Source organism: Pseudomonas sp. PA-4-8C, assembly GCF_021606625.1.
GTDB lineage: Bacteria > Pseudomonadota > Gammaproteobacteria > Pseudomonadales > Pseudomonadaceae > Aquipseudomonas > Aquipseudomonas lactis.
Map to the genome: position 1 here is coordinate 1 of NZ_WKCD01000284.1, position 7,169 is coordinate 7,169.

2 protein-coding genes are annotated in these 7,169 nt (G+C 58.4%); both read left to right on the top strand.

What is annotated here, in order from left to right; translation table 11 throughout:
* Positions 1–267: 267 nt before the first annotated feature.
* Positions 268–3,045 carry an SET domain-containing protein-lysine N-methyltransferase gene (locus GIW04_RS31345; protein WP_236479328.1) on the top strand — a complete coding sequence of 926 codons (2,778 nt, stop codon included), beginning with the start codon at positions 268–270 and terminating at the stop codon, positions 3,043–3,045.
* Positions 3,046–3,165: 120 nt separating this feature from the next.
* The coding region (locus GIW04_RS25930; RefSeq protein WP_236479329.1) for an SET domain-containing protein at positions 3,166–7,169 on the top strand (4,004 nt) is incomplete at its 3' end.

Below are 7,169 nucleotides of genomic sequence, written 5' to 3' on the forward strand. Positions count from 1 at the left end.
GGCAAGTGGTATGAAGTCGATGCCGAACCGATGCGCCCGTATGGACGCCGGCTGGGCGAGTGCAAGGGCGGAACCCAGGCTGGGGCGGGTGAGGTTGACGTCGCACACGCCGATGAATGGAGTGAGCTGAGCCATGAGCTGTTCAGCCACTTCAAAGTGCCCGAGTCCGAAATCGCTGGGCTCACACGCAATAGCCAGGGCGTGTATGTAGCCGCCGATGGGCACGGATCGCATATACGCCATACCGACAGCAACGGTGAGACAGCGGTGTACGAGGTCCGCCAGGTCACTCGTACCGAAGAGGGGGGTGTACAGGCGCGGGTCTATCACAACAACCGACAAACCGAGTTGCTGGTCCAGCATATGCAAGGTGACCAATGGCAACGCCTGGGGGCGCCCGGTGGCGGGCAGATCACGGCTGAACATTTGCGGGCCTGGGAGGCGTTGTCGCCGGATGAACAGGCCAGTCTTACCCGAAAGGGCTTTGCCAAAAAGAATAACCTTCCACAGAAAACCTTTGAGTTCTTTGTGAAGCCTGACGGTCAGTTGAGCGATAGCGGCGTGATCGTGCGTGACCGCCCCGCCAACACATTCACCGATAAGGTGACCGAAACGCATGTGCGTGATTGGCAAAACATGACACAAGCACAGCGTGACGAAATGAACCAGGACGGATTTGCCCTTCTGCATAACCTTCGACCCGGGACGTTCAAAACCTATGTGCGTAAGGACGGCATCCTGATGAGCAGGGGGGAAACGTTGGGCAACGCCTCCATTCGCACCAAAAACAACCAGCTTACCGATGAGCATTTACGCCAGTGGGACGAGCTTTTCAGGCAGCCAGACAACGCATTGACGTCAGCACAGTTCGTGAGCCAGCACGGGCTCAGCCAACGTAGCTGGGCGCAGTACGTCAACGTGGATGGTTCGTTGAAGGAGGCGGGCGCGCAGCGTCTGGAGCGCGCACGGCAAAACGCCGCGCGGGCGTCCGCCGTTCAGGCCCCGACCCCCATGGCTGATCATTTGCGCGCTTGGCAAGCGTTGCCTTTGGAGCAGCAGCAAAGCCTGACCCCCGCAGGCTTTGCCCGCCAGCAACAGATCCACCCAAAAGTGTTCAAGCGCTATGTGAAACCAGATGGCCAGTTAACCGCTACCGGCGTGGCGGTGCGTGATCGCGCACCCAACACGCCTTTCTATCCAGTGACTGAAACCCATATCCGTGATTGGCAAGACATGCCACAGACGGAGCGTGACGAACTGACGCTCGAGGGGTTTGCCGAGCTTTATAACGTTAATCCGGGCTCGTTCAAAACCCATGTGCGGCGAGACGGGACCTTGGGGCCGGTCGGTAGAGAACTGATGGAGAGGGCGGCCGGTGTTGCCCCTAACAAGATTACCGATGACCATCTTCGCCAATGGAAAGCGCATAGTGAGAACCCGGATAACGTGGTCACGCAGGCGCAGTTCACCCACGAGCACGGGCTCCATCCAGGTACCTGGAGAGACTGGGTCAATGTGGATGGCTCCTTGAAAAAGACCGCCACGGACCGCCTCGAGCGCGCCGCACTGGGCCCCATGGCTCATGCGCCGAGGGCGCTCATGGAGGTGATCACGCCTGAGCATTTGCGCGAGTGGGAGGCGTTGCCGCAGGTGCAACAGCAGAGCATTACCCGTAAAGGCTTTGCCCGCCATAAGCAGATCTCGCCAAGAACCTTTGAATATTACGTGCAGCCTGACGGCAAATTGAGCCCTGCTGGCGTGACGGTGCGCAACCGCGCTACCAACACAGCGCTGGGTAGGGTGACTGAAACGCATATCAAAAAGTGGCAACGCATGACACAGCAGGCGCGTGACACCATGACCATGGAAGGTTTCGCCGTTGAGCATAACCTTAGTGTGCATTCCTTCAGAGCTCATGTGCGCACTGATGGTGGTCTGTCGGCCGCTGGCGAAGCCTTGATGAAGAATGCAAGTGATGGTGTTTATCGCAGGATTACCGCTGACCTTTTACGCCAGTGGCAAGCGCTTGCCGAGAACGCAGACAACACCGTCACGCAGGCGCAGTTCGTGCAACAGCACAGGCTCAATCCAGACCTCTGGACGAAGTACGTGAGCGTTGACGGCTCGTTTACAGGGACCGCTTTGCAACGCCTCGGACGGTTACAGCAAGGCATTGAGCCGCGCCCCGTTCCTGAGCAACCGGATGTGGATACCGCACGAAAACGACCGGCAACAGACCCTTTGGACCCGCCGCAACCCAAGGTCGCGGATATGACCCCGCACGCCGGCACGCCACACGGCACAGAGGTCCCAGGCCCGTCTTCGGCAGTCCCGCCCGTGGTGATCAAGGTAGAGCCCAGCGAATTCCCGACATTGCCTCGCCATCAGATCGACAACACGCTGCCGATTCTGCAGGACCCGGTGAACCCCAGAATCAGCTTGACCCAATCACTTGAAGGCCCGATCGATGACATCCGCATCTCCTACTGGAATGGCGTGCTGGACGGGCTTGATAACCCGACAAAATCGCGCGTTTCAGCCCAGATCAAGGCATCGATCAAAGACTGGCTGCGTACCGAAGGCCAGCTTCAGTCCCGGTTTGATGACGCCCTGGAAGTGGTCACGCCACTGGACGATGGAGGGCCGGCTCGCGGTGCTTCGGTGTGGGCGCGGCGCGACATTCCCCAATATGAAGTGCTTGGCCCCTACGCAGGTAAATATCACGCAGATGAAGCGTCATTGTTCCAGGAGCAACGCAAGCAAGGGTCGCGGGCTGTAATGACTTACCTGTTCGGTACACGTTCGGGTACGCGGACGGTGAGCGGGCTGCACACCGGCAACACCCTGAGCCTTATCAATACCTCGCAACTGGGCGAGGGGCCGGCGTGGATGTCCAACAATGTCGTGTCTATCGCGGTCGGTAAAAACCTGACGTTCTATGTGGCGCTCAAGGACATCAAGAAAGGGGAGGAGTTACTGCTGGACTATGGCCCTTTCTATAAACCGGTACCTGATGTAGCGATCAAGCCGGACCCTGATCGCTGAGTTCAAGCGCTCGGCGTGTCAGCCTCCATCGCGCCGAGCGCCAGCCGTCAATGAGTGAGTGAAAGCGCTGGCAGGTGCTTTCGTCGGAATACTTCCTTGATCATGGACAGGTTGCTTTTTATGACAAGCACTACCGCCGTACACCCGCATTTTTCGCTGACCCTGCCGACAGATGAGCATCCGTCACCGTCTGTGACCCACACTGCCGACGCCTCGATGACGCCTCCTCGTCCCCGCCAAGAGGGGGCGCTACCCAGCAGCCCCAACCCCTTGCTGGGTAATCTGGGCGGCGCATTATCCTGGTCGGTTCCCTTGAGCGCAGACGAACAACGGCGCTTGCGCCTGATCACCCTGAATCACGCCCACCACCTGGGCGACCAACCGCTGGTGATGCAAACCAAGGGCGGCGTGCTGGAGTTTCTGCGCTATCGGCAGCCGCTGCCGGCAGAGGTGGGCAGCGACCCGGTAAAAATACTCGAAGCGCTGCTTAATTCGCCGCAAGGGCAACGGATGGGCAAAACGCTGCAGCAAACAATGCAAGGCATTGACAGCGACAGTAGCGCGAGCGATTACCTGCTGGCGGCTATCGCCCTGCAGATGGACCCTGAGTCGATCACCGCGCCTGATCGCAACAAGGGCGCCGGGTTCGATCTGGGTAGTGACACGCATGCCGGGCACCACGCCTGCGCGGTGGTGGCGGGCTTGGCCGAACATTTGAGCAGTACAGGCAAAACCAGCGCTGCGCTGGCGAGTGTCGGTGCCTACCTGTTGCTGGCCAAGGCAGCGCCGCAGTTTCTGATCAAGGACATTCCTGCGACGGTGAAAGTCGGCAGTCACGCCTGGGCCAGCCTGACGGTTGCAGCGATGACGATCGAGGCGCAGACACCGGGCAAAGTTCCCGGCATGACGTTTGCCCAGGTCATGAGCGAAGCCCAGGAAGCGCGGCGGGTTGACCCGGCAGTCACCCAAACGGCAGAGACGGTGGCGCTGCTGGACTGGGCCGTGGCAAGTGGCGTACTCACAAGAAAATACGATGACGGCTATCTGCCCGCGCAACTTGAGTCGGCAAGGACCGCATTCAACACCCAGCTAGACACCCGTCTCGCCGCCTCCCAGGCACTGGACGATGCATTGCCCACACGAAAAGAGATTGCACTGGCCAGGCTCAAGGAGCGATTTGGCGACCTGGGCGCGTTTTTCGAAGAAAAAGTATTCGCGATTGATCAGCACTACGTGGCGATTGAAGGGGGAGGGCTCTCGCTAATGGATATCGCCATGATCGACTGGCTGGAACCCAGGCCCTTCAAGGCGCATGAACCCAGCAGTTCACTCAAGGGCAATGCCCTGCAAAAGGTGTTAACGGCGTTGAACGCTAACCCACAGTTTGGTGTGCCAGCTGAGTTTGAACGGCAATTCAAACGCGCAATCGAGGAAAAAAAGGCCGCCGTCCATACAACAGTCAGGCACATGATCTCGCAACTGCCCTTGGAGGATCGCAAGCACTTGGAGTTTGGAAAAATCAGTTTTTTCCAGGAAGGCTCATACGTCATGGACGGTCATTTCAATAATACGCACGGTCAACATAAACCAGAATTACTGGTTAAAACTGAGCTGCAAGGTACGTCGCTCGCCTACCTCATCGACTTCAACAAAGGCACGATTGCAAGGGCGAGCCTCTACGATACGAAGATTAAGCAGGCCAGGGATGGTAACAAGGTTGCGACGACTCGAGTATTCACGCCCAGCCATGCAGCAGATGATCTGGGGCGTGAGCGCCCGCTGAACAACGCACCCTGGAATAGCTTTGCCAGCGCCCGATCTCATGCGATCGGCGCTGCCTTTGTGGAGCATCTGGCGCTCGACGATCCGGCCATCAAGCAGCAAGCCCGCGGGCAGACCGCCCTGGACACGGCGAACGCGCAGTTGAGCGAGTTCTTGTTGAACCTGATCCCCTTCAGGTCCGCCATCGTCAATTTTCAGAACGGCCAGTACGGCGCGGGTGCATTCGATCTCTTGCTGGATGTGTTCGGCTTTCTGACCGCTGGCACCGCCACCGCCGGAAAACTGCTCAAGGTCGGCCGTTCAGCGCTTTCCATTGGCGCCAGAACATTGCGGGCGGCCAAGGTCATCGGCGTGGCGGCCATTGAGGTGCTCAACCCTGTGGGTGGGGTGGGTGATGTGCCCAGGTTGGTGGCCTCCGGTGGTCTTTATTTGCTGTCCAAAGGCGTCAAGGCCGTGAACACGCTAAGAGGCGCCACCGGCAGTTACGACGTGTTGAAAACCATCAGTAAACAGTATGACGCCGCCGCAACGGGCACCCTGAAGGTGGCAGGCCAGACGGTGGAGGGCGCCGCCGTGCTCAAGGGGGGCAAGTGGTATTCATTCGACGCCGACACCATGCGCCCTTATGGCAGCCCGCTTGAAGAGTTCAGGGTTGTGACCCAGGCTGTCGCGGGTGAGGTAGATACTCCCCACATCGATGAGCTGAGCCATGAGCTGTTCGGGCACTTCAAAGTGCCCGAATCTCAAATCGCGGGGCTCACACGCAACCGTCAGGGTGTGTATGTAGCCGCCGATGGGCACCTGTCGCACATACGCCATACCGACAGCAACGGTGAAACTGCAGTGTACGAGGTGCGCCAGGTGTTACGCACGGAAGACGGCGCCGTGCAGGCCCGGGTTTATCACAATAACCGGCAAACCGAGTTGCTGGTTCGGCATGTAGAGGGGGACCAATGGCAACGCCTGGGGGCATTGGGTGGCGGACCTCTCCAGATCGAGGCTAAACATTTACGGGATTGGGAAGCCTTGTCGCCAGATGAACAGGCAAGTCTTACTCGGCGGGGTTTTGCCCGACAGAAAAAACTCTCCCCGGCTACCTTTGAGTTCTACGTGAAACCTGACGGCCAGTTGAGCGATGCCGGCTTGATCGTGCGCAACCGCCCCGCCAAAACACCCAAAAATGAGATAGCCCAAGCGCATATCCGTGAGTGGCAGAACATGGCGCAGACGCAGCGCAATGAAATGACCTTGGAAGGGTTTGCCGGTCGCCATAACCTCAATCTGAAGAACCTCAGAGGTCATGTCCGGGCCGATGGCAGCGTGGCAGATCTCGGTCAGGTAGTGTTGAACAGGGCGAGCGATCACACGTATACCGACATTACCAATGAGCATTTGCACAAGTGGAAGCAACACGCTGAAAAACCCGGCAACTCAGTGACGGCAGAGGCCTTCCTGCGCGAACACAACCTCAACCCACTCAGATGGAAAAACTACGTTACCAGTGAGGGTTCCTTAACCAGTAAGGGCCAGCAGCGTCTCGCAAAAGAGCGCTCAAATTCGGCGTCGACAACGCCCTACGAAATAATCACTGCTGATCATTTGCGGGACTGGGAGACGTTACCCCGCGAGGGGGCTCTGAGTATTAGCCGTGAGGAGTTTGCCCAATTGCATAACTTGCCCCGCAAGACCTTCAACTACTACGTACAGCGCGACGGTAAGTTAAGCCCTGCCGGTATGATTCTGCGCAATCGCCCCGCCAACACCCCCTTTCGGCAGACGAACGTAACGCATATCCAGGATTGGCGAAACATGACACAGCAAGCGCGTGATGCAATGACCCTGACAGGATTTGCCGGTCATCATCATCTTAACCCGGCTGTTTTCAGGAACTATGTCAGGATCGATGGAAGCCTGGGGCCGGCTGGCATGGATAGGCTGGAAACCGCAGCCGGTGTTATCTATAACGGCATCACCACTGACCATTTACGCGAGTGGAAAGCGGGTCTGCAAACACCGGGCACGTCAGTCTCGCAAGTGCAGTTTCTACGCAAACACAAGCTTAGCCCCAGGAGTTGGGCGCAATATGTCAGGCTTGATGGTTCCTTGAGCGAACGGGGATTGAAGAAGCTCGACGAGGCAGGAAAAACTGCCACAGGGTCGCCGCCCCCCGAGCAGCCTGGTGCGAATACGGTACAAAAACGCCCTGCGCAAGACCCGTTGGACCCACCCCAACCGAAAAAGCCTGCCGGCATGGCACCGCGTATCGAGGAGGTTCCAAGCCCATCTTCTGATGTTCCGCCGGTGGTGCTCAAGGTCGAGCCCAATGTTTCCCCTCCATTACC